Origin of the sequence: Rhodococcus sp. 14-1411-2a (genome assembly GCF_002259485.1) — a bacterium.
Taxonomy (GTDB): domain Bacteria; phylum Actinomycetota; class Actinomycetes; order Mycobacteriales; family Mycobacteriaceae; genus Rhodococcoides.
Map to the genome: position 1 here is coordinate 33,514 of NZ_NPGA01000009.1, position 19,188 is coordinate 52,701.

A 19,188-nucleotide genomic window follows, 5' to 3' on the forward strand; every position below is an offset into this window, starting at 1 on the left:
GGCGGGCACTGATCATCTTGTCGATTCGTGAGGACATGCACCGATGGCAGCATCACAGCAGGGCAGCAAGGGCAGTGCCGGCGCACTGAGCCTGTTGCTGATCACCGCCATTGCTGCGATCGGCATGTTCGGTGTCCTCTCGGGCGATCGCACGCCCCCGGTCGACGAAGGCACGTGCCTGCCGGCCGGCGCGGCCGTGGTGGCTCCGCACTCGGGAACAGTGGTGATGCCGCTGCGTGAAGGCACCTATCAGGCCACGAGCGGTTTCGGTGCCCGCACGAACCCGGTCACCGGCGAAGCCGAAGGACACCAGGGCCAGGACTACTCCGCCCCGATCGGAACCCCGATCTACGCGGCCACCGACGGCACGGTCGTCAAGGCCGAACACGCCAGCGGGTTCGGCAACTGGATCATCATCGACACCACCGTCGACGGCCAGTCGCTCTCGACGGTCTACGGCCACATGAACGACGACGGCCTCGGGGTCACCGCGGGCCAGACCGTCAAAGCCGGTGACCCGATCGGCGCCGTCGGCAACGCCGGACAGTCCACCGGGCCGCACCTGCACTTCGAGGTCTGGCCCGGCACCCGTCTCGCATCCGGGTCGAGCCCGGTCGATCCCGTCGCCTGGCTCGCCGCCGCCGGTGCCACCGCCCCGATCGCCACCGCGGACGTCCTCGCCGCCACCTCCGCCGCGACCCCGACCACCGGTGCTGCGGCGCAGGGCGTATCGAGCCGGTCGGTCAAACTCGCCGCCGCGATCAAACCCGGCTGCGGAGTCCCGGCCGGATCGACCGGACTGCGACCGGGATCGGTGCCCGCCGATTTCGAGCCGTGGATCGTCAAAGCCGGCACCGTGTGCCCCGAGGTCACTGCCCCGGTCGTCGCCGCGCAGCTCGAACAAGAGGGCGGCTTCGACGTCGACGCCCACAACGCAGGATCGGGCGCGGACGGACCGGCGCAGTTCATGCCCGCCACCTGGGCCGCGAAAGGCGTCGACGGAGACGGAGACGGCCGCAAGGACACCCGCAGCATCGCCGACGCGGTGATGAGCCAAGCCGCCTACGACTGCGAGCTGGCGGGCATCGCCAAGGACTCGCTCGCCGCCGGCAAGCTCAGCGGCGACCTGACCGAGCTGTACCTGTCGATGTACAACTGCGGGCCCGGTGCGACCCTCTCGCAGGGCCGGGTGTGCCAGAACGCCGAAACCCTCGACTACGTCGCGAAGATTCCCCGACGGGCAGCAGAGGCGTTCTCCGTCGCCGTCCCCCAGGCCACACCGGGCATCGTCCCCGGTGGCCCGTTCGGTCAGAACGTCGTCGCGGCCGCGATGCGCTGGCTCGGCACCACCTACGCCTGGGGCGGAGGCGACCGGAACGGACCCACCCGCGGTGTCAGCGACGGCGGCGGCCGCGCGGACATGATCGGCGACTTCGACAAGGTCGGCTTCGACTGCTCCGGACTGGTCCTCTACGCCGTCGCACAAGCCTCCGGCGGCGCGATCGTGCTCCCCCACCAGGACTCGGCGCAGATCGCCGACAGCCGCGGCCGCGTCATCGCCACCCCCGGCGAGCTCGCTCCCGGCGACATCATCCAACCCCACTCGGGCCACATCTTCATCTGGCTCGGCGGAAACAAGGTCGTCGAGGCACCGCAGTCCGGCGACGTCGTGAAGGTATCGGACTGGACCCCGCCCGCGAGCGGCCTGACAGCACGGAGATTCGGATGAGAACCACCCGCACCGCCCTGACCGGATTGCTCATCGCTGCAACGGTTCTCACTGCCTGCGGTGGTGAAAGCACTGACAACGGCAGCGATGCCCCGTCGATCCCGGCGCAGCAGTGGACACCGGGTACGCCCCCGCCGAGCGGCAGCGATCCCACCCGTACCCCGCCGCCGGCCGCGACCGCGCTTCCCGACATCGCGGCCGGGGTGGACCGTCAGGACCCGGACTCGGTGGCCAACACGGCCTTGACGGTCTGGTTCACCTGGAACACCGCCGTCGACGCCGGACCCAACGATGCCGCCGCCCGCACCGCACCGCTGCTCACCTCCGACTACGCGCGCGAGATCACCTCCACCACAGCGCAATCGAGCCCCGGCGCGCAATGGCTGGACTGGGCCGCGCGCGGCGCGGTCCTGACCCCCGACCTCGTCGTCGCCGACGAACCCGTTCCCCCGCAGACCGATTCGACGGCATACCGGTCCTACCACGTCACCCAACGCATCGACGGTGCCCCGGTGAGCGAGAGGGTCGTCGCGATGATCCTGCGGCGCTGCTCCGACGGCTGGGAGGTGAGCCGCATTCAGGACAAATAGCCCCGCCTCGTGCATCCACTGGCACTGCAGAACAACATGTTTCGGAAAGGAACCCCCGATGGACACAAAATCCGTCACCACCCCCACCACCCGCACCCCGCACCGGGCACGCCGCGTACTCGGCGTCCTCGCCTTTACAGCCGCGCTGACCGTCCTGGCCGGCGGAGTCGCCGCCGCACAGGCGGTCAACCCGTACGACGGGGTCAACCCGGACATCGGCCTGTTCGGCCCTGCCCTGAACCAGACGTGGAAGCGCCTGCTCGCGGCGATCTGGGGAGCCAGCATCGCCCTCGCGGGCCTGTGGGTGCTGACCTCGTTCCTTAGCTCCAGGAAGGCCCGTAAACGCAACATGTCCAGCGATCTGAGCGAGGCGGGCGAGGATCTCAAGCTCTCCCTCATCATCTTGGGCGGTGTGGCTGCTGTCTCGCCGATCGTCGGCGCGATCCTGCTCCTCGTCCAGCCCGGCGCATAGCCGATCGCGGATCTGACTACCACTCTCCCCTCCTCTCCGACGCGGCACCATCCGCAGAAACGAGCACTCATCATGGCCATCGACTACCGCAACGTCGGTTCCGAACCCCCCAGCTCGCCCAACACCGGCACCGTCTCCGGTGATCAGCACTCCGACAGCAAGTCCGGGTCCAAGCGCTGGATCATTCTCGGGGCCGTCGCCCTGGCGGTCCTCGCCGTCGTCTCGGTGATCGTGGTCGGTCTGTCGGGCAGCTCCGACAACTCCGGTGCCGGTGGCTCCGATGCCATCCGCGCAGTACACGGGCCCACGACGGTGGACAACGGTGTCCCCAGCGGCTACACCCGCGACACCCAAGGCGCATCGACTGCCGCGGTGAACGTGCTCCAAGCGTTCGATCAGGCCAGCCAGGGCCGCATCGACATGAACGATGTCCGCTCGACGATGATCGCCGCCGACCCCGGTGCCGAACTGGCCCGCGAGATCGAAGTCGGAAGCAACCGCGACGAGAGCAGCGACGTGATGAACACTCTGCCGGCCGCGGTGCACGTGTCCTCGTTCAGCACCGACGCCGCGCAGATCTCGGTGTGGTCGATGACCACCACACAGTCCGACATCAACAACACCGGCACCGTCGCTGTGAGCACTCTGTGGGCGACCACCGACATCTCGTTGGTCTGGCAGGACGGGGACTGGAAGGCCAAGGACTGGTCCTACCGCCAGGGCCCGCGACCGGAGGACGCGTCCTACCCGGCCGCTGATTCCGCGCTCGGCGGTCAACTGACCGCCGGGTACTACACCTTCTACATCGACTAGGAGAGAACATGATTCGCCGTCTCGTTCTCATCGCGGTCACTGCCGCACTGGTGGCTCTGTTCGGGTCATCCGCTGTTGCGCTCGCCCAGCCTTCCGCCGTTCCCGCTCCCGCACCGGGTGCGGTCACCGCCCAGCAACCGGCATCGAGGCTGCCCGCGCACTTCCCGGACGATCTCAAGAAATTCATCGGCGGTACCGAGGAATTTCGGAGCGGGCCCTGGTTCGCAGGGGACTGCCGAGACCGCGGCGGCGACCTGGGAACCTATATCTCCCAAGCACTCACGAACGAAAACCGGCTCCTGTACTGGACGGCATCGGATGAGAACAAGGTCGCCATGCTCGGCGGTGCCAGCGCGGTCGGCAGCGATGCGCAGGCCCTCGCCACAGCCGAGATCACCCGTAAGGCCGTCGCCGACGGGACCGAACCACCCGCCGACGCTCTGCCGACGGTGTTCCCAGCCGGGGACACCAGCTTTCACCCACCGACGGGAACGTGCGCCGAGGACCTCGCCCGGTGGGGAACCAAGGAATGGGGCACGTGGGGCTTCGCCTGGGCGCAGAGCCCGGACGCGGACTCGCTGACCGCGATCAAAGCGCTGCCCGGTGCCGACAAGGTGCCCGACGCCGCCTGGTCGGACCCGTGCTCACAGGGTTCGGGCGACCAGTACTGCATGCACGCGTTCTTCGTCGACTGCTCGAAAGCCGAACGGGCAGATGCCAGCCGCTGCCAGGACTGGAATCTGTCGATCGGACGATTGTTCGCCGGCACCGCGAACTGGATCGACAAGAACACCTCGTTCACCGAGCGCCTCGAGGACACCCTGGGCAAGGTCATCGCGGCCACCCCGCAGTACAAGCTCGGCAAGGCCTACCTGCAGGCATTCTCCTGGATCTCGGGGGCTGCGAACGACATCGTCGACTTCGTCACCGATCCGACCACCGTCATCGACGACTGGGTCAACGCCACCAAAAGCGGGGCCCTCTCGCTCACCGACGCCGTGCTGCGTGGGCTGACTTCGACCGGCGACTTCGATCCCACCCAGCAATGGTTCGTGACCCATTACGCCGGATCGACGGGTCTGGGAATCATGGTCATGGCGGTGGCGGTCCTGCTGGCGATCATGCGATCGCGGCACAAGGGCTCACCGTCGGAGCTGGTGGCCAACGTCTTCGGCTACATGCCCGCCGGGGTGGTGATGATGCTGTTCTCCCTGGCCCTGGCTCAACTGTTGATCGAGTTCGCGACAGTGCTCACCGAGGGCATCGCCAGTTTCAGCGGCTCCACGATCACCGAGATGGTGCAGAACATCTACGCCACGATGGGCACGCTGAACAAGGACACCGTCGTCGGCGGCTCGATCGTCGGCCTGGTCTTCTTCGGGATCTTGCTGCTCGGTGCGATGTCGGTCTATCTGGGTCTGCTCATGCACCAGATCGGGCTTCCGCTGACCGCATGCGTCGCCGGAATCGGCTACGGCATGTGGGTGCACCCGACGTGGCGGACCAAGGCGCTGCGGCCACTGTTCACCTTCGTCGGCATCGTGCTCAGCAAGCCGATGCTGTTCCTGCTCATCGCGATCGTGCTCGCCGGGGCCAACAACGCTCTGCTCTCGGGCGGCGGCGGCTCAGGAGACCTGACCTCGCTCGGCGCTCTCGTGCTCGTCGGGGCCTCGATGGTCGTCGTCGGCCTGGCACCGTGGTCGATGCTCGCGTGGGCACCGATCCTGCCGACCAAGGCCGACTCCGAAGGATTCGGCCGCGGCGGTGGCTCCGTCGCCGGTGGTGTCATCGGAGGCGTGGGCGGCTCGGCCCTGTTCCGCAGCCGGAGCGGCGGAGGTGGCGGAGGCGGGTCGACCGTCACACCGCGCTCGACCCGCTCCGGCGACGGCGTCGACAAGGCCACCCGATCCGCGCATTCGACCCCGACGAACAACTCCACCCCCGGCCACACCACCGGGGCCGCCCACAGCGGCGCCAACAAAGGCGGGGCGTCGACACCGAAGCGCTCGACGATGGGTATGGCCGGCCGACTCGGCGGAAAGCTCGCGACGGGATCTGCCGCGACGGTCGCCTCGGCCGGGGCCGCAGCCGTGCCGATCGCCGCGCAGTCCGCAGCGGCGGCGATGAACAAAGCCAAATCCAGTGCCGAGTCCGCTCCGTCCGAAGCCGAAGGCAGGTAAGCGATGTCGACCGAGACCGTCGAGCACGACAGCGAGCAGAGAACCTCCATCCTGGGCGGTGAGATCGCACGCCGCGGCATGACCGGGATCTCGGCACCGGTGCTCATCACCTGGACCGCGGCCTTGATCATCGGCGTCGTGTACTACTTCGCGGCCGGAGGCGGCGCGATGACCGTCGGGCTCGTGGCCGTGTTCTACGTCGGGGTGTTCGCCTCGACATACGAATTCGGTGAAACCTCGCTGGCGTCGCGGCAGTTGCACCGATTGAGGAACTGGGCGCGGATGCGGCGCGGGGAGCACGTCTACCGCAACGCCGACGACCCCGCCTACGGGATCGCCGACCTCGACCCCGGCTGGGAGTACCCGGTCCCGCTCGGGCGGACCGCCCCGCTCGACGTCGCCGGCACCGGCCTGGACGAGATGTTCATCGTCCGCACCGCCAACCCCGGCGAGCGGGCCTACTACACGGTCGTACTGTCCGTGCAGGGCCTGGCCGGCGGGCTGCGCACCGACGCGGCCTGGGCGACGACCTCGGAGAAGTTTGGTCTGTTCAGCGCCTCGATGGCCCGCAAGACCTCGCTCATCCGCGGAGTGCAGCTGATCCACCGCTCCATTCCCGCGGATCTGACCATGCACGAGGACTGGGTCGAGCGGGAAGTCGAAAAGCTCGGCGACATGCGTTTGCGGGCACCGGTGGAGTCCTACGGCGACCTCATCGACACCATTCGGCCGCACTCGGAAGAGCACCGGGCGTACGTGGTGCTCAAATTCCCACAGACCGACCACTTCGAGGCCGAAGCCGCGCGGGCGGCGGGCGGGAAAGGTGCCCGATTCGAAGGCGGTGTCGCCCAGGTGATCCGCGACGAGACGATGCGCGCGGTGAGCAAACTCGTCGCCGCCGGCATGGGCCGCGTCCAGGTCCTCGGTAAGCAGCGCAGCTGTGCGCTGATCCGCGCGTTCATCGACCCGTCGAACCCACTCGATCGCCACCAAGGGGCGCGGTGGTCGAACTGCTGGCCCTCCTACGTCGGCGGCCACGACTCGGTGGTGGTATCCGGCCGCTGGCACACCCGTGTCGGGTTCCTCCCGCCGGCGAGCATCGAACCCATTCCGCTGGGCCCGTTGTGGCTCGCGCCGCTGCTGACCGGGGTCGGCCCCGACATCGGCGACGACGAGAACCCGCCCTCACCAACGATCCGAACAGTCAGTGTCCGAGTCGATTTCGTGCCCGACGCCGTCGCCCGGGAAGCGGCCAGCCAAGACTTCACCCAGGACAAGGCGGCGCAGGAAAGCGCCGCACGCAAAGGCATCACCGGCGACGGCTCGGCCGAAGTGATGGCCACCGCGTCCGGGCGTCGACGCGCCGATCTGATGCCCGGCTCGGGCCATCACGGCACCATCTACTCCCTCGCCGTCGCGGTCACCGGCCGCGACGAAGACGACCTCGAGCGGGCCTGCATGCGCGTGGAGGAAGCCGCCGACGAATCGGCAATCAAAACCATCACATGGCAGGACGACACGCACGACGTCGCCCTGTTCACCACCCTTCCCTTCGCTCGCGGTCTCGCCGTGACGCGCTACACCAAGTAGCCCAGGAGATTTCGATGCCGCAACACACCACCCATCGTCCGTACACTCGACCGGCCGCGACCGAGCAACCGGTACGCCCGCGGTTGCTCGGCGGCGATCGCGAACGACTCGGCGACGGCGGTGCCGTCCTCGAGGCCGCGCAGGCGCTCCCCCAGCGGATTGCCCGCCGTAAGCCACCTCGGCGGTTCGCGCTCCTCGACCGTTACGGATGGTACGAACCCCGCTCCGAAGGTGCGTGGAGTACGACCAGGCAGTCCGAAGCGCTGAACCTGGCCATCAGCCGCCGCAGTGCCCGCCACCAGGGAGCGGTGACCGGCCTGAACCGGATCTCCCAGGACCTGGTGATCACCGATCCGTTCGAGCTCTACGGCACCGACATCTCCAACATCAACGTCTGCGTCGTCGGGGACATCGGCAAGGGCAAGTCGTCGATGATCAAGACCGCGTTTTTGTGGCGGCAGATCATCTTCGGCCGACAGGTGGTGGTCATCGACAAGAAACGTCAGGGCAGCGAGGGCGAGTACTCCATCTTCGCCCGCACCCTCGGGGTGGAATCGGTCCGGTTCAAAACCGGTGGCGGCGGTGCCAGGCTGAACCTGCTCGATCCCGCGATCACCACCGGCGGTGAACACGCCGGCGGCCTCGACGGTGTCACCCCGGCCGGTCAGGAAGCCCTCGTGCTCGCCGTCCTCGCCGACACGATGGAACGCCCGCTGACCACCCCGGAGAAGAGCGCCGTCGGCCGAGCGTTGGAGCTGGTCAACGCCGACGCCGCCGCGTCCGGTCGCGCACCGGTGCTCGAGGATCTCGCCCGCCGCCTCGTCGAGCCGTCCACCGACGACGGAACGTACTTCGGTGACCGCTGGTCCGAGCGCTCGCTCGAATGGGGCTACGAGCCGGGCCTGGCCCTGCTGCGCCTGGTCGACAGGGACCTCAAAGGCCTCGTCGACGCAGAAACCTCCCCGGAGGTCCGGGAGGCGCTCGAGCACCCCTTCGCGCACTTCGACGTCTCCGCGTTGCCGACCGAAGGGCCTGCGCTGCGGGTGGTGATGACCGTGATCAACACCTGGTTGGCGAACCTGCTCGCGGCACGCTCGTCGGTGTCCAAGCAGACCATTCTCATCGTCGAGGAAGGCTGGCACGTCGCCGAAGGATCGACCGGCACTGTGTTCCGGTCGAACATGAAACTCTCTCGTGGACTGGGCCTGTCGACCGTTTCGGCCTTCCATCACCCCTCGGACATGCCCCACGATTCCCCCGCTCGGGCGCTCATGCAGGAGGCGGGAATCGTGTTCCTGTTCGCGCAGGAACGTTACGACGACGCCCGCGAGACCGCGGAGATGTATCACCTGCCGCCCGGGTCCATCGACATCATCATGGGCCTGGGCCAGGGCGAATGCCTGGTCAAGATCGGCTCGTCCGACCCGATCCTCATGGAACACGTCCGCTCACCGCAGGAGATCGCCCTCACCGACACCGATGCCGCCGTCAAAGGAGTCAAGCCAGCATGAGCACCTCATCGCCCTCCTCGTCAGCGGCCCGGCGTTCCCGCACCATCGACGTGCGCGTGAGCTCGCCGGCCCCGATCGGGTACGACTACACCTGCGCGAGCGGGGAGAGGCGGTTCGCGTCCCCCTCGGCCGCAGCGCGATTCGCCGTCAGCCATGCCGCCGGCCTCGACTGGCCCGACATCACCGTCACCATCACGCACACTCCAGTCTCCGACGGTGCCGACGACGTCTGTGTGTCCGGTACCGCGGGCGAGATCGCCTGCGCACTCGCCGCCATCCCGGCCTACAGCGCCGGCGTCCGCACAGCGCGGATACCGGCACCGGGCTACCTGCGTGCCGCCGTCGACGGCGTCGCCCTGCCGATCCAGTGGCAGGGCGGCGTCGGCCCCGATGGCCGCGTGAGTGCGGAAGCCGGCGTCGACGTGCGTGTGCTCTCGACTCGGCCCGACCCGCTGCCGAACTCGACAGTGCTGCTCGGACAGTGGGCACCGGACCTCGCGCACCGCCTCGCGCACGACCTTGCCCGCTCGATCACCGAGCGCAGTGGTCAACGCACCCCGGCCACCGTGACGCACCTCCCCGACCAGGGGCGGTACGAGATCACCCATTCCGACCCGGTCTCCGATACCGACGCCGCCGCGGTGGTCCGGTACATCCGGATCACCCGACTACGAGCCAACCTCGCCGCCCTCGACCCGGTGGCCGACGCGGACTGCGCTGTCGGTCTCGCCGCCGAGCTGCATGTGCTCGAAAGCTATTCCCGGCGTGTCCCTTCCACCGACGACAGGACAGTTCGATGAGTGCGATGCAATCCCCTCCCCGTAGGCCCAGCGATCCGTTCGTTCCGTCCGAGGTCTGGGTCGGTGCCGCTCTGATCGTGGGTGTGGTGTTCGCTGTCGCCGGCGGCGGCATGGTCTCCTCGCTGGTCTCGGGCAAGGTGATCGCGATGCCCACCAGCCTCGGTGAGCTGTTCTCGATCTTCCGTGGGTTGGTCACGAACCCGTCGGACCCCGCGGCCGCGTGGCCGGCGAGCGCGCAGCCGGGCCCGGCGTGGGTGACGTGGGTGTGCATTCTGGTGCTCGGTGCGCTGTATACCGCTGTGGCGCTGTGGATCAGCTCCGAGATTGACGACTGGCAGCACCACCGCGGTCAGGCGCAACGGGGTTTCGCCGGCCGACATGAGCTCGCCCGGGCAGGTATCGACGAGAAGAGTGTTCGCACCGCTGCCGTCGCCACCCGTTCGTCGTTGAAGGGCACGCGGGCCTCAAGGCTGGACGCGAGCGAGGTCGCGATCGCGTTGGGCCGCAACATGGTCGACCCCGACAGGGTCGTCTACATCAAACAGAACGACTGCATGCTCGTCGAGGGTGTCACCGGCTCGGGTAAGACCTGGCGCGTGGCGTATCGGCGCTGCATGGACGCACCCGGTGCACTGCTGGTGACGTCGACGAAAGTGGATCTGATCTCGGCGACGTACGAGCACCGCGCCGCGCTCGGGCGGGTGTCGATCTTCGATCCGGACAACACCACCGGATGGCCCGACCCGATCCGCTGGTCGATCCTCTCCGGTTGCCAGGACCCGGACGTGGCGATCCGACGCGCGCAGAGCTTGGTGTCGGCAATGCCTATGGGAGATACCAAGAACGGCGGCTACTGGGAAGACAAAGCAGTCGTGCTGCTGCGCTGCTACCTGCACGCGGCCGCGATCAGTGGTGCGGATCTGGCCACGCTGCGCGTCTGGGTGAACTCGCGTAAAGGCCGCGAACCACGTGAGATCCTGATGCGGACGATGCCCGGCTGGGAAGCCGAACTCGGCCAGATCCTCGACTCCGGATCGGACTCCTCCGATGACATGATCGGCGCGGCCAGCAGACTCCTCGCCCCGCTCGCCTCCCCCGCACTGCTCAAGGCGGTCGATGTACCGATGCGCGAGTCGTTCGATATCGACGAGTTCATTCGATCCGGCGCGGACACGCTGCATCTGGTATCGAAGGGCAAGGACAATTCTGCGGCACCGTTCATCGCGGCCCTGGCCAGCGAAGTGCACCACCTCGCCGACCGGCATTCGCAGTCCCTGCCCGGTGGCCGATTCGATCCCCCGATCCGGTTCGAGCTCGACGAAGTCAACAACGTCGCCCCGATCCCGGGCCTGCCGGATCTGATGTCGGACTCGGGTGGCCGGGGCATCACCATCCACGCCTACGCCCACAACGAAGAGCAGAACAAGCTCCGCTGGGGCGCGGTCGCGGGCAAGATGTTCGCCGACAACTCCCCCGCCCGCCTGATCCTGCCCGGCCTCAAAGGCGACGAGCTGCAGGCGATCTCGAAGATGCTCGGCGACCGGTACGAGTGGCAGCCCTCCGGGAACGCCCGGTCCGGGCCGACGCTGCGAGAGGTACCGGTGATGTCGCCGGCGCAGATCCGTCAGATGGACCCCTACCAGGGTCTGCTGATCTACCGGACCGCGCCGCCGATCCTGGTGCACCTGCCGACGGTGTGGGACGAGAAGGAATCACGTGCCGCGGTGCTGCGCTCGCAGAAGGTGTTCGACGAGATCGTGGCGTCGGGCACCGCGCCTCGTACCGACGTCCGGTCCGGTGCGGTGGTGCCCGACAAGGTCAGTGACGGGACGACGCTGTCGTGACCGCACCGGGGGCCGGGCAGGAAGAGCTGGTGCCGTCGCGGTTCACCTGGCGGTACCTCGATGCCGAGCGGGCGCGGGCCCTGTGGTCGGAGCTGATCGACTGGACTACGTGGCTGCGGGAGCGCTACGAGCTCGGCACCAAGATCCCGCCGTGCTGGTACCGCCACGATCCCGTCGTCGAGGAACTGAGCGCCCTGATGGCGGCGTGGACCGATGCCTACTACCGCGGTGACGAGTACCGCGACGACCTCACCGCCTGGCACACCCAGTGGTTTCGGCCGCTCATGGCGCGCGTTCGTGACATCTCGGACTTCGACAGTTGCACCCACGATCAGTGTGCGCACCGCCCGCTGCCGCCGGCCACGCTCGCCGGCATCGAGGGGTTCGTCGACGCCGACGTCGGCGCCCGCCCCGAACCACTTGCTGCCCCGCCGGCACCGGTCGCCGACGTCACCGCGGCCGAGGAAGTGCGCACCATCCCCGCCGACGACATGGACATGGCCATCGACTCCGGCCTCGCCGAACCACTCGACCCCGCCGACCCCGACAGCCCCGTGATGTTCGAGGGCATCGATTGGACCTTCAACGCCCGCATGGGTGCCTGGGCTCCGTATACCTGATCGAAGTCCACGAACTGTGGACCTACAGCATGAGTACGCAGCCGGGGTGCCGGTCGCCGCGCCCGAATGGGAACCAGCATCCCAGGCACTGGCTTTACACTCCCCGCCCCGATATCGGCTGGCGTGTTGGCCTTGAATTGATCGGCAGTGTCCAGTTCCATCAGCTCAGTACTTCGCTCGTGCTGCGATTACCGGGGTGATCGATTGGCAGATCTTGACGCGATCCGCGCTGTTTCGGTATCCAGCCAGACACTGACAGGACCGTCATCGCGTTGGGAGGGCCTTGCCGGGATTCAAAATTCCGCTTGGATCGAACACGGATTTGATTCCGTGCATCAATTCGCTGACGTCGCTACCGATTTCGTCGCCGAGCCACTGTTGTTTGAGCAGACCGACGCCGTGCTCACCGGTCAAGGTGCCACCGAATTCCAGTGCTGCACCGAATACCTCCCCGGCCGCAGTCCACACTTCGGCCGGTATCTCCCCACTCGGGACGACGAAGATTGGGTGCAGGTTTCCGTCACCAGCATGGGCCATCGTCGCAACTGTCACTCCGTGCGCGTCGGCGATGCGCTCGATACGGTCGGTCATCGGACCCAGCTGCGATCGCGGCACCGCGATATCCTCGATAAGAACTCGGCCGAGCCGCTCCAGAGCAGGCAACGCACCACGCCTGATGCGTACCAACTCGTCTGCGGACTGCGCATCGACGCTTCGCTCCACGTGCTTCGCCAACGGTCCGAGCAAGCCCTCGATGAGAGCAGCCTCGGGCCCCGATCCGGCACCGTCTGCTTGAACCAGAAGGAACGCATTTCCTCTCGCACTCAATGCAGTTCCCTCGGCAGCATCGATGGCGCGAAGGCACGCGAAGTCCAACAACTCACATACCGACGGCTGTAATCCGGCCGCAGTGATCGCCGACGCAGCAGCGGCAGCCTCGCCCACCGAGCCGAAGAATGCTGCGACCGTGTCGGTGGACGCGGGGGCGGGTCGCAATCGCAGCGTAGCTTCGGTCACGACACCGAGCGTTCCCTCGGATCCGACGATCAGTGACGTGAGATCATACCCCGCAACACCTTTGACGGTGCGCCCGCCCGTTCTCACCACTCGCCCGTCGGCGAGCACCACTTCGAGTCCGAGTACCGAGTCCTTGGTGACCCCGTACTTGGCACACCTCAGACCGCCGGCATTGGTGGCGATGTTGCCACCGATGGTCGAAATCGCGACACTTCCCGGATCGGGAGCGTAGCGAAGCCCCACTCGCGCTGCGGCCGAATCTATGTCGGCAGTGATCACGCCGGCCTGCGCTCGGACGATCTGATCCTGCTCGGACAGTTCGACGATGCTGTTCATTCTTTCCAGGCTCAGCACCACTTCACCCGATCGCGCGACTGCCCCACCGGACAGCCCGGTGCCCGCACCCCTGGTCACGACCGGAACGCCGAACCTTCCCGCGGCCTTCAGCAGCGCCGACACGTCGCCGGTCGACTCCGCGAACACCGCCGCCACGGGTGAGCCCTCGGGCTCCCAACCGGACCTGTCGATGCTCAGACTCGACAGAGCAGCGTTGTCGAACACCGCCTTTCGACCGAAGTTGGACTTCAGTTCGCCGACGAAGTCGGTATCGGTCACCGCCGTCATCGAGGCGACGTTCCGGTGGCGACCGGGCGGGCCGGGTCCGAGGACCATTGTGACCACGAACCCGGATAGAGCGCTGCGTCGATACCTGCGAGCTTCAGTGCGAAAATCTCGTGGGCTGCGGTGATTCCAGAACCGCAGTACACCGCCACGTCGTCACCGACCTCGGAGAAGCGATCACGCAGCACCTCGGCCGGGAGAAACGTGCCGTCGGAGTCGAGATTGCAGGCCGTGGGCAGACTCACCGCGCCCGGGATGTGGCCGGCTCTCGGATCGATGGGTTCGGCCGCACCGGAGTACCGCTCGGCCGCCCGCGCGTCGATCAGTGTTCCCGAATCCGGTTGTACAGCAGCATCGTCGGCTGTCATGGTAGGTAGATGTCCCCCGGTGAGCACGATGTCGCCCGGCTCGGAAGGGGTCTGCTCTCCCGATACCGTGTCGTTGCCTTCGCCGATCCAGGCGGACAATCCCCCGTCGAGAAGTGTCACGTCCGCCACGCCTGCCCAAGTCAGCAGCCACCACGCCCGCGCGGCAGCCAGATTACCGGTGTTGTCGTAGACCACCACAGGGATGCCGGTTCGCACTCCCCACCGCCGCGCCGCAGCCTGAAGAGTCTCGACGATGGGCAGGGGATGGCGTCCGTCCTCGGGTTCGCCGTGAGCGGCCAACTCGGTGTCGAGATCGACGAACACCGCACCGGGAATGTGAGCATCGAGGTAGTGTCGGTGCCCGTCCAGGTCTCCGAGGGCCCACCGGACATCGAGCACCACCGGCGGAACGGCGCTGTGCAGCGCAGCGTTCAGTCGGCCCGGGGAGAGAAGCAACTTCTCGCTACCGTGCGTAGTCGTCACAGCGCGACCTCCTTCACCAGTTCGGTCTCGGCCCTCAGCGTTTCCAGAAACAGCACCACCGAGGCCGCGACGGTGCGGTGGTTGAGCGAGTTCAGTACGTCGTGTCGACCGTCGGCCACCGACAGCAGACGCACGTTCGATGCACCTGCGTAGCGGCTTTTCGCTTGCGCCAGTGGACTTATCGAATCGTCGGCACCGTGCAGCGCGAGAATCGGACGTGTAGTGGCCAATACGACGTCGTCTTCGACGGGCCGAGCCAACCGACCCACCTCCACGAGATCGCCGCTGCGCAGACGCGCCTGCTGGGTCGGGCAGCTCGCTCGCGCCGTGACCTCGTCTTCCCATTCGGTCGGGCCTCGATCGCCCGCGCTGGGTAGACCGACCAATACCATTGCCGCAGCGTCGATCCCGTCGTCCTGCACCGCGCGTAACGCGTCGATCGCTCCCGTGTCGACACCGACCAACACCACCGGGCCCACGGCGGCCGCGACCGTATCGGCGAGTTCTGCCGGGCCGTGCACCACACGCACCCGGTACGCGTCGACGGCGATGCGTGCACCGAACCGGGCGTAGACACCGGGCGAGTCTCCTCGCCCCGGAAGGACTATCAGTGTTCCGCGTGGGCCGAGGCCTACCGGCTCGTCGAACTCGAGTGTCGGACGTTCGATTATGGCTGTCATGACTGATCCTCTACGAAGACTTCAGTGCCGAGGCACCGATGATGGCGATCGATGTGTCTTGCTGCGGCGCATGCACACCGGCCGATTGAACGTTACGAAAGTGCCGCTGCAGGTGGTTGTCCTGGCTCAGCCCGGGATTACCGATCGAGCGGACGGCCAAGCCGACGGCGTCGGTCAGTGCCCGAACCGCCAGAACCCGCGCACCGAGCAACCGCGTCGGTTCGGCGTCGGATTCGATCACCGAGAACAGCAGGTCCTCGGCACCGGACAATTGCAGTTCGATCTCGCCGGCAAGGTCGCGGAAGCGATCCGTTGTTGCCAACGGCTTACCCAGGTTTGCCGGAACCCTGGTGTGCGCGAATCGGTGGAACTCCTTCTGGGCAGCACGTCCGACACCCAGGTAGAGCGCAGCCAGCGCCGTGTTCAACTGCGCGGCGGCGCGATTGTCCTGTCCACCCGCGGCGGCATCGGTAAGGTCGATGACGTGATCGGCCGGTACGTCGACGTCTAGAAACTCGACGTCGACGGAGCCACTTGCCCGCAGCCCGAGCATGTTCCAATTGTTTCCGACGGTGATGCCGGGGCTGTCGGCACGAACGACGAACGTGCCGACTCGGGTGTCGGTCTCGTCGGTACGGGCCCACACCAGAAAGTAGCTGAGCCCGTGGGCTCCCGTGACGAACCGCTTGGTTCCGGTCAGCGACCAGCCCGTCGCAGTCTTGCGTGCCGTGGTCGCGGGCAGTCCACCCCGCGCCGGAGAACCGAGCTCCGGCTCGACTCGAGCTGAATTGAGAAGCGTCGGCTCAAGTGCTGATCGGTCGAGTACCTGCGCGTACAACTCCTCCGGCCACTTGGGAGTCCGCGCCTGCGCCGCGTGAGTGAACAGTGTCATCGCCGCGATCAGCGCAACGGACGGATCACCCTCTCCGAGTGCGTGCAGAATGTGGGCGGACTCCAGACTGCCGACCTCCCGTCCGCCGTATCGTCCGGCCACCGAGGCCGTGAGCAGACCCGCCTGGTGCACGATGTCGATTCCGGCCTGTGGAAACTGCCCAGTGCGGTCGTACTCGGCCGCATGTTCGGCGATGTCGGCAGTGATCCGAGTCAGCTCGACGGTCGTCACTTCGCTGCCGCCAACGCCGCTGTCAACTCGGTACTCAGACCATCCGACCACAGCTCCGAAGTATTCACCTCGTTCGGCAGGGCACCGATCTCACGCAGCGAATCGGCCACCTTCTGCTGATTGGACTCGACCTCGGCCGTCGGAACCGCGAAGCTCGTGGGGTTCTGCGCCTCACCGTCGGTGATCTGGGCGAGGGCACTGTCGACGGGCTGGTTCGTGGCTGCGGCGGTGCGCTCGGCGAACTCCTGCTGATGTCCGTCTCGAATGTAGGCATACGCTCGGTCCAAGCGCGCCAGCAGATCTGCTACCGCCGCCTTCTGACCGGGATGGTCGAGTACCCCGTCCGACACGCTCCACGGGAAGTTCCCGGACAAGATGCTCTCACCCGAACCGATCGTTTCGGCACCCGATCGATGTGCGGCGATGATGGTGTTGCCGTAGCTCGCGAAGGCGTCGATCGACCCACCGTTCAGTGCGGCCAGACCGTCGTTGGGGGTTAATGGCTGCGGCACGATGTCGGACCAGCTCAGCCCATTCTCCTTGAGCAACTCGTTGAGGAAGTACGCGGCCGTCGTGTTCTTGACGTAGCCGACCTTCTTGCCTCGCAGCTCTGCGATCGAACGGATCGACGAGCCCCCTCCGACGACGACCTCCTGCAACAGAGTCGTACCCGTCTGTACCGCGATCTGGTCGAACTTGACCGTACCGCCTGCCGCGGCGAAGATGGGCGGAATCTCACTCGACTGGGCGAGGTCGAGTGCGCCGGACTGGAGCGCCTGCAGCTGCTGGTCGCCACCGGAGAACACGGCGAATTCCAGAGAGTACGGGGTGTCGTCCAGGCCTGCGACCTGCAAGGCCTGCTCCTGTGCATTCCAGCCGGTGGCACCGACTTTCAACGACACGGAAGACAAGTCCACACCGTCCGAGGACGTCGGCTCGGGGTCGGGCGAACTGCTGCACGCCGTCGATATCGTCAGCGCGGTCGCGAGGGCAAGAACTGGAAGCAGCAACCTTCGTGCGGTCATGGTCGATCTTTCGTGTGAGTGGTCAAGATATTCATCGGACGGGATACACAGACGGGTCGCTGGTGGCGGCGACGTCGACGTTGGGCTGCAGAGATCCGACGCCGTGCATCGTGTCGGCTACGACTTGAATGTCGGCCACGACGTCGGGAGTCAACGCGGTGGTGGACTTGTTGCCCTGCTGCACAAGTACTTCGGCAGTTTCAACAGGCGTGTTGTTGGCTTTGGCGATCGCCTGCGCCCACAGATCCGGATGATCTTGTCCCCACTCAACGGCTTTGTCGAGTCGGGCGATCGCGTCGGTCAGCGCGGTCTTCTTGGCGGGATCGGCCAACGCAGCGTCGGTGGCACTGAGAATTCCGATACCGGTGGTGCGCCCGCCGGTACCGTCGACCAGCAGTGTGCCGCCGCGGGAGAGCCCGATGTTCCCGAAGATGCCGAACGTTGCCCACACGTCGATGTTTCCGCTGACGAACGCCGCCTGGGCGTCGGTGGGGAGCAGATACTGGATCGTGACGTCGCTGTAGGACAGCCCGGCCTCCTCCAACGCACGGACGAGCAGGTATTCGGCGATACTGCCCTTGGCCGAGGAGACCGTGACCGTCTTCCCTTTAAGGTCGGCAACGGAGTTCACCCCCGATCCCTCGCGCGCGATGATGACGTTCCCGTTGCCGTCACTCTTGAATGCGGCGACTGATTTGATCGGAACGCCGGCACTGATTGCCTGCAATGTGGGCAGGTCCGCTGCGTAGCCGGTGTCGACCGATCCGCCCTTCACGGCCTCGAACAGCGGTGCTGCGCCTTGGAATTGAGCCCACTCGATGCCGTAGTCGGCACCGGCGAACGCATCGGATGCCTCGGCCAGAACCTGCAGGCCTTTCACCTGATCGCCGAAGGTCAGGGTCACTCCCGATGCGGGGGCATCGGTGTCCTCCTCGGAGCTACATGCCCCGAGGGTCAGTGCAGCGATGGATAATACCGCGAGGGTGCGGAGTACGGACTTGATCACGCGGAAGCCTTTTCTTGGGAGGCGTCGGCCACGCCGAGCCAGTTCAACAGTCGACGACGGTTCGTCACGAATTCGGGGGAGCCGATATCTCGCGGCCGCTGGGTATCGATACGCACCTCGTGTTCGATACGCCCGTGGTCCATGACCAGGACCCGATCGGCAAGCAGCAGCGCTTCTTCCACGTCGTGGGTCACCAACAGCACTGCGCAGCCGTGCTTCCGCCAGAGATCGGCAACCAACGCCTGCGCTTTCGTTCGCGTCAGTGCATCGAGAGCGCCGAAGGGCTCGTCCAGAAGCAGTAGGTCCGGCTCGCGTACCAATGCTCGGGCCAGCGAGACTCGCTGCGCCTCACCGCCGGAGAGTGTCTTCGGCCATTTTCCTGCCCGGTCCTTCAGACCGACTTCGGCAAGATATCGTTCGGCCAATCCCTTGTCCGGTCGTCCCGGTAGTCCGAGGACGACGTTGCGCCACACTCGCTTCCACGGCATCAGACGCGGGGACTGAAATCCGACCGCACGCTTGCTCGGCACCCGAACATCGCCGTCGATGTCTTGGTCGAGCCCGGCAAGTATCCTCAGCAGTGTGCTCTTCCCGCAGCCACTGTGACCGAGCAGGACGACGAATTCGCCCGCCTCGATATTGACATCGAGGTCTTCGAGCACCCTGCGGTCACCGAATGTCTTCGACAGTCCGCGCAGTCTCACCGCCAGCGTCAT

17 protein-coding genes are annotated in these 19,188 nt (G+C 66.7%); 10 read left to right on the top strand and 7 right to left on the bottom strand.

All coding sequences use genetic code 11. The features are described 5' to 3' along the window. The first annotated feature begins 43 nt into the window (after positions 1-43). The 10 genes from CH291_RS05680 to CH291_RS05725 all read left to right on the top strand — a co-directional run bounded on the left by CH291_RS05680 (position 44) and on the right by CH291_RS05725 (position 12,149). On the top strand, positions 44-1,729 hold the full coding sequence (locus CH291_RS05680) for a peptidoglycan DD-metalloendopeptidase family protein (protein ID WP_032392310.1): 1,686 nt from the start codon (positions 44-46) through the stop codon (positions 1,727-1,729). Next, positions 1,726-2,319, top strand: coding sequence for a hypothetical protein (locus CH291_RS05685; RefSeq protein ID WP_032392309.1), 594 nt, complete (start codon positions 1,726-1,728; stop codon positions 2,317-2,319). The genes CH291_RS05680 and CH291_RS05685 overlap by 4 nt, the downstream gene beginning before the upstream one ends. Before the next feature lie 58 nt (positions 2,320-2,377). Beyond that, positions 2,378-2,791, top strand: coding sequence for a hypothetical protein (locus CH291_RS05690; protein ID WP_032392308.1), 414 nt, complete (start codon positions 2,378-2,380; stop codon positions 2,789-2,791). Between the two features lie 72 nt (positions 2,792-2,863). Further along, positions 2,864-3,604: a hypothetical protein gene (locus CH291_RS05695; RefSeq protein WP_032392307.1), complete on the top strand. Its 741-nt coding sequence runs from the start codon at positions 2,864-2,866 to the stop codon at positions 3,602-3,604. Positions 3,605-3,612: 8 nt separating this feature from the next. Next, positions 3,613-5,784: a hypothetical protein gene (locus tag CH291_RS05700; protein ID WP_032392306.1), complete on the top strand. Its 2,172-nt coding sequence runs from the start codon at positions 3,613-3,615 to the stop codon at positions 5,782-5,784. A gap of 3 nt (positions 5,785-5,787) precedes the next feature. After that, positions 5,788-7,374, top strand: a complete 1,587-nt coding sequence (locus CH291_RS05705) for an SCO6880 family protein (protein WP_052053552.1) — start codon at positions 5,788-5,790, stop codon at positions 7,372-7,374. A gap of 14 nt (positions 7,375-7,388) precedes the next feature. Then, the gene (locus CH291_RS05710) at positions 7,389-8,885 is read left to right on the top strand and encodes an ATP/GTP-binding protein (protein WP_032392305.1); all 1,497 of its coding nucleotides are present in this window, start codon (positions 7,389-7,391) and stop codon (positions 8,883-8,885) included. Beyond that, positions 8,882-9,685 (top strand): hypothetical protein, encoded by an 804-nt coding sequence (locus CH291_RS05715; protein WP_032392304.1) that lies wholly within the window; start codon positions 8,882-8,884, stop codon positions 9,683-9,685. The genes CH291_RS05710 and CH291_RS05715 overlap by 4 nt, the downstream gene beginning before the upstream one ends. Then, positions 9,682-11,529, top strand: a complete 1,848-nt coding sequence (locus CH291_RS05720) for a type IV secretory system conjugative DNA transfer family protein (protein ID WP_032392303.1) — start codon at positions 9,682-9,684, stop codon at positions 11,527-11,529. Before CH291_RS05715 ends, CH291_RS05720 begins: the two co-directional genes overlap by 4 nt. Next, positions 11,526-12,149 (top strand): DUF4913 domain-containing protein, encoded by a 624-nt coding sequence (locus tag CH291_RS05725; RefSeq protein WP_032392302.1) that lies wholly within the window; start codon positions 11,526-11,528, stop codon positions 12,147-12,149. Before CH291_RS05720 ends, CH291_RS05725 begins: the two co-directional genes overlap by 4 nt. A gap of 264 nt (positions 12,150-12,413) precedes the next feature. Here CH291_RS05725 and CH291_RS05730 read toward each other — a convergent pair whose 3' ends face one another. The 7 genes from CH291_RS05730 to CH291_RS05760 are packed head-to-tail and all read right to left on the bottom strand — an operon-like array spanning position 12,414 to position 19,188. Next, positions 12,414-13,790 (bottom strand): FAD-binding oxidoreductase, encoded by a 1,377-nt coding sequence (locus CH291_RS05730; protein WP_080735727.1) that lies wholly within the window; start codon positions 13,788-13,790, stop codon positions 12,414-12,416. Beyond that, the gene (locus tag CH291_RS05735) at positions 13,787-14,611 is read right to left on the bottom strand and encodes a sulfurtransferase (RefSeq protein ID WP_032392405.1); all 825 of its coding nucleotides are present in this window, start codon (positions 14,609-14,611) and stop codon (positions 13,787-13,789) included. Before CH291_RS05735 ends, CH291_RS05730 begins: the two co-directional genes overlap by 4 nt. A 23-nt stretch (positions 14,612-14,634) precedes the next feature. Next, on the bottom strand, positions 14,635-15,318 hold the full coding sequence (locus tag CH291_RS27120; RefSeq protein ID WP_032392301.1) for an alpha/beta hydrolase: 684 nt from the start codon (positions 15,316-15,318) through the stop codon (positions 14,635-14,637). 10 nt (positions 15,319-15,328) lie between these two features. Beyond that, on the bottom strand, positions 15,329-16,441 hold the full coding sequence (locus CH291_RS05745) for an acyl-CoA dehydrogenase family protein (protein ID WP_218828291.1): 1,113 nt from the start codon (positions 16,439-16,441) through the stop codon (positions 15,329-15,331). Continuing rightward, positions 16,438-17,466: an ABC transporter substrate-binding protein gene (locus tag CH291_RS05750; protein WP_032392300.1), complete on the bottom strand. Its 1,029-nt coding sequence runs from the start codon at positions 17,464-17,466 to the stop codon at positions 16,438-16,440. Before CH291_RS05750 ends, CH291_RS05745 begins: the two co-directional genes overlap by 4 nt. Before the next feature lie 31 nt (positions 17,467-17,497). Continuing rightward, positions 17,498-18,472 carry an ABC transporter substrate-binding protein gene (locus CH291_RS05755; protein ID WP_032392299.1) on the bottom strand — a complete coding sequence of 325 codons (975 nt, stop codon included), beginning with the start codon at positions 18,470-18,472 and terminating at the stop codon, positions 17,498-17,500. After that, positions 18,469-19,188: an ABC transporter ATP-binding protein gene (locus CH291_RS05760; protein ID WP_032392298.1), complete on the bottom strand. Its 720-nt coding sequence runs from the start codon at positions 19,186-19,188 to the stop codon at positions 18,469-18,471. Before CH291_RS05760 ends, CH291_RS05755 begins: the two co-directional genes overlap by 4 nt.

Excerpts from the sequence above, each read along its gene's own strand:
- CH291_RS05730 (WP_080735727.1), bottom strand. The coding sequence starts at position 13,790 with ATGACGGCGGTGACCGATACCGACTTCGTCGGCGAACTGAAGTCCAAC.
- CH291_RS27120 (WP_032392301.1), bottom strand. The coding sequence starts at position 15,318 with ATGACAGCCATAATCGAACGTCCGACACTCGAGTTCGACGAGCCGGTA.
- CH291_RS05720 (WP_032392303.1), top strand. The coding sequence starts at position 9,682 with ATGAGTGCGATGCAATCCCCTCCCCGTAGGCCCAGCGATCCGTTCGTT.
- CH291_RS05715 (WP_032392304.1), top strand. The coding sequence starts at position 8,882 with ATGAGCACCTCATCGCCCTCCTCGTCAGCGGCCCGGCGTTCCCGCACC.
- CH291_RS05760 (WP_032392298.1), bottom strand. The coding sequence starts at position 19,188 with ATGACGCTGGCGGTGAGACTGCGCGGACTGTCGAAGACATTCGGTGAC.
- CH291_RS05690 (WP_032392308.1), top strand. The coding sequence starts at position 2,378 with ATGGACACAAAATCCGTCACCACCCCCACCACCCGCACCCCGCACCGG.
- CH291_RS05685 (WP_032392309.1), top strand. The coding sequence starts at position 1,726 with ATGAGAACCACCCGCACCGCCCTGACCGGATTGCTCATCGCTGCAACG.
- CH291_RS05705 (WP_052053552.1), top strand. The coding sequence starts at position 5,788 with ATGTCGACCGAGACCGTCGAGCACGACAGCGAGCAGAGAACCTCCATC.
- CH291_RS05695 (WP_032392307.1), top strand. The coding sequence starts at position 2,864 with ATGGCCATCGACTACCGCAACGTCGGTTCCGAACCCCCCAGCTCGCCC.
- CH291_RS05700 (WP_032392306.1), top strand. The coding sequence starts at position 3,613 with ATGATTCGCCGTCTCGTTCTCATCGCGGTCACTGCCGCACTGGTGGCT.
- CH291_RS05750 (WP_032392300.1), bottom strand. The coding sequence starts at position 17,466 with ATGACCGCACGAAGGTTGCTGCTTCCAGTTCTTGCCCTCGCGACCGCG.
- CH291_RS05710 (WP_032392305.1), top strand. The coding sequence starts at position 7,389 with ATGCCGCAACACACCACCCATCGTCCGTACACTCGACCGGCCGCGACC.
- CH291_RS05680 (WP_032392310.1), top strand. The coding sequence starts at position 44 with ATGGCAGCATCACAGCAGGGCAGCAAGGGCAGTGCCGGCGCACTGAGC.